At 66.2% G+C, this 3,147-nt stretch carries 4 protein-coding genes; 2 read left to right on the top strand and 2 right to left on the bottom strand.

All coding sequences use genetic code 11. The features are described 5' to 3' along the window. Window positions 1-187: 187 nt before the first annotated feature. The gene (locus V6M61_RS15585; protein ID WP_332777495.1) at window positions 188-1,729 is read right to left on the bottom strand and encodes a hypothetical protein; all 1,542 of its coding nucleotides are present in this window, start codon (window positions 1,727-1,729) and stop codon (window positions 188-190) included. Window positions 1,730-1,942: 213 nt separating this feature from the next. On the opposite strand from V6M61_RS15585, the gene V6M61_RS15580 reads away from it, so the two are divergent. Both V6M61_RS15580 and V6M61_RS15575 read left to right on the top strand, forming a co-directional pair. Next, a complete protein-coding gene (locus tag V6M61_RS15580) occupies window positions 1,943-2,500 on the top strand; it encodes a tetratricopeptide repeat protein (protein WP_332777494.1) in 558 nt (185 codons plus the stop codon). Window positions 2,501-2,509: 9 nt separating this feature from the next. Further along, complete coding sequence (locus V6M61_RS15575) at window positions 2,510-2,881, top strand: hypothetical protein (RefSeq protein WP_332777493.1); 372 nt, start codon at window positions 2,510-2,512, stop codon at window positions 2,879-2,881. 67 nt (window positions 2,882-2,948) lie between these two features. On the opposite strand, the gene V6M61_RS15570 is transcribed toward V6M61_RS15575, so the two are convergent. Further along, window positions 2,949-3,147 (bottom strand): AMP-binding enzyme (locus V6M61_RS15570; protein WP_332777492.1); only part of this gene is annotated, 199 nt, incomplete at its 5' end.

Below are 3,147 nucleotides of genomic sequence, written 5' to 3'. Positions count from 1 at the left end.
ATGCTGACGACGGAAGCCATGGTTGCCGAAGCGCCGAAGGAAGAAACCGGCGCCGGCGGCATGGGTGGCGGCATGGGCGGCGGCATGGGTGGCATGGGCGGCATGGACATGTAATGTCCGGCGGCTGAAGCCCACGCTTCAAGCGATAAAAAAAAGCCCGCGGTGAGAGCCGCGGGCTTTTTTGTTTTCAGGAGGGGCGCACCCAGTGCACTTCGCCACGCAACGGTGGGCCGCCATCGCACCTTTGGGAGAACCGCATATCGAGCGCCATCAACAAGCCGAGCGAGTCATGGACGATGTTGTCGATGGCGAACCACCCCTCCAGCTCATTGCAGCCGCGCCCGTTGCCCGACCAGTCCATTCCACCAATCGCGGCATTGTGGAAGGGGTATCGCTGCACGCCGGGGTAGAAGCCGCGCTTGAGCCTGGCGATCGAGTCCATCGCGACGAACTCCCCGCCCCACCCGCCCGCGTAGATGTTCAATGAACGCCCGCCGGCCGACATGCTGATGCCAGTCTTGTAGAGATAGTCCTGCCCCTGGCCGATCCAGTCTCCTGGTGGGCTGTGCAGATAGACATAGTTGCCTGCTTCGGGCGTGGCGCCCTCGGGCGGTGCCCAGAGGTTGGGCGGGATGCGGCGCGGTCCGGCAGGCGCCAACGTGTCGTTCCGGTCCCAGCGGATCCTGCCGTGCAGCGACGCGGGGCCGCCCTCGCAGTGCTGCTCGAAGCGCATGTCCAGCTTGTCCAGTTCACCGTCGACGTAGGTGATTTCGTCCACGGCGAACCAACCCGTCAGCGTGTTGCAGCCCCGGCCGTCGCCCGACCAGGAGAGGCCGCCCAGGGTGGGGTTGTGGAAGGGGTAGCGCTGGAGATTGCGATACCAGCCAGGCCGAACCTTGCGCAACACGTTCATCGCCTGGAAGTCGCCCGACCACCACTCGTTGCCGTTCACCGACACTGAGATCTTGCCGTTGGCCTGCGACACCGCCAGCTTGGCATTGCGCTGCGTGTACGTATACTTTTTTCCCAGGCCGATGAAGTCGCCCGAGTCGGACTCCAGGTACACGAAGTTGCCCGTGGCCGGCGTGGCGTCGAGCGCCGGTGACCACAGCCGGTCGGGAATGTTGCGCACCGGGCCGCGAGGGACCGTCGGATCGTTGGCGAACCAGCGGATGTTGCCGTACAGAGCCGGGGCCCAGCCCTCGCAGTGCTGGACGAAGTCGATGTCGACGGCGACGAGCTCAGAGCCGACGTACTCCGAGCTGTTCACCCGGAAGGCGCCCACCAGCGTGTTGCATCCGCGGCCTTCGCCGCTCCAGCTGATGCCGCCCACGGCCGGGTCGTGAAACGGATAGCGCTCCAGGTTCGTGAACGTTCCGCCATTGAACTTGAGGCGCGACGCAGGCAATGCGAACTCCGCGTCCCAGTATTGGTCGCCGTTGATGCGCAGCTGCAGAAGGCCGTTGGACGCGCTGACCTGAATGGTGGAGTTAAGCTGCGTGTACGTGTAGCTGCGGCCTCCACCGATGTAGTCCCCGACATCGCTGCCGACGGTGACCACCGTCTGGTTCGCGACGATGGTTTCGGTCGGAAGGGGGGCTGCGCGCAGGACGGCTTGCTGCCGCGAGGCGCTGACGGGAGCGTTCGTGGGGCTTGCATCGTCATCGCCGCCTCCGCAGGCACCCAGCAAAGCAACGAGTGCCGCGGCTAAGAATGTCTTGATCTGCATGCCGCCTCCCGCGGATGGTGAATCCTGACCCGCACCCCAACCGAAGGCGCATGAACGGATCAGGAAAGTCTACCGGCAGAGCTAGTGAATGGAAGGGGGTTTTGCGCAGTTTGCGGCGCGACTCGCCCCCCCAAATGGGAGAGGATTTGTTCGTTAGCGCTGTAAGCGCTAAACCATTCGCCAATCCCCTGGATGTATTGTCCGAGGACACAGATGAACACCTCTTCCGACTACGAAAGCCGGCTGGCCGCGGGGCTGGCCGCCAGCCGCGAGGGCCGCCTGGAAGCGGCCCTGGCGCTGTTCGCTCAGGCCAGCGAAGCCGATCCCACATCGGGCGTGCCCCATTTCCTCATCGGGTCGGAGCACGCCGCGGCGGGGGACTTCGCCTCGGCTGAACTGGCCTTTGCCCGTGCCGTGCTGCTGGCGCCTGGCTTCCCGCTGGCGCGCTACCAGCTCGGCCTGCTGCAGTTCACGTCGCAGCGGGCGCCGGTGGCCCTGCTCACGTGGGAGCCCCTCCTGTCATTGCCGGAGACGGACGCGCTGCCGCACTTCGTGCGCGGCTTCACGGCGCTGGCGGCGGACGCGTTCGACGATGCGCTGCGGCACTACCGCACAGGCCTGGCGTGCAATGCGCCCAATCCCGCCCTCTGTTCGGACATCCTGCAATTGGTGGACGCCGTCGAGAAGCTCCAGCGAAGAGAGGGTGCCCCCCAAGAGGAGGAGGTGGCACAACACGTCCTGTTGTCCGCCTATGCGCGCGGGCTGCACTGAGGCACTGCGTTGACCACCATCGATCCTTCCAGCCAGGTTGCACTGGCGCTGAAGTCGCAAGTCGCGGCCATGAAGGAGCGCGGGAAGACGAAGGGCAGCGCCGCCCAGCAGACAGTTGCGACGCCGCACGGCACCGTGTCGGGCACGCTCGCGCAAAGGATGCAGGCCATTGCGCCGGACGATCCGAGCCGTCGGCAGAAGGCGGTGCGCATCTTCCTGCAAGTGGAACTGGTGCGCGAGTTTGGCGATGCGCTGCTGAACGACCCGCAGTTCGGCACGATGCTGGATGCGGTTCAGGAGCAGATGGCGCGGGACGAGAAGACGGCGGCAGCGGTGATCGCGCTGGGGGAGTTGCTGCTCGCGGGGAAGGTGGCTGGCTAGCTGGGGTTCCTGGCGTCACCCCAGCCTACGGATCCAGCGCACTACGCCAGCCTGCGAGGTTGACCCCTCAATCGTGCAGGTCCCAATCAGCCATCTTTCCCTCCGGTGTGGTCGGCAGGCGCTCGCCCAGCCGCCACGCCTTCGGCCGTTCCGACGTGGTGAGCTCACGCTCCGCCAGCGCGCGCAGCTCCCGCAGGATGTCGGTCCGCTCCCATCCGGGCCTGGGCACCACGAAGGCCTTCAGCCGCGCGCCCTCGTCCGGCCGC

Origin of the sequence: Polaromonas sp. (genome assembly GCF_036676035.1) — a bacterium.
Classification (GTDB): Bacteria; Pseudomonadota; Gammaproteobacteria; order Burkholderiales; family Burkholderiaceae_C; genus Polaromonas.
The sequence above is the reverse complement of the archived record's forward strand: the minus strand, read 5'-3'. Positions and strand labels throughout refer to the sequence as shown.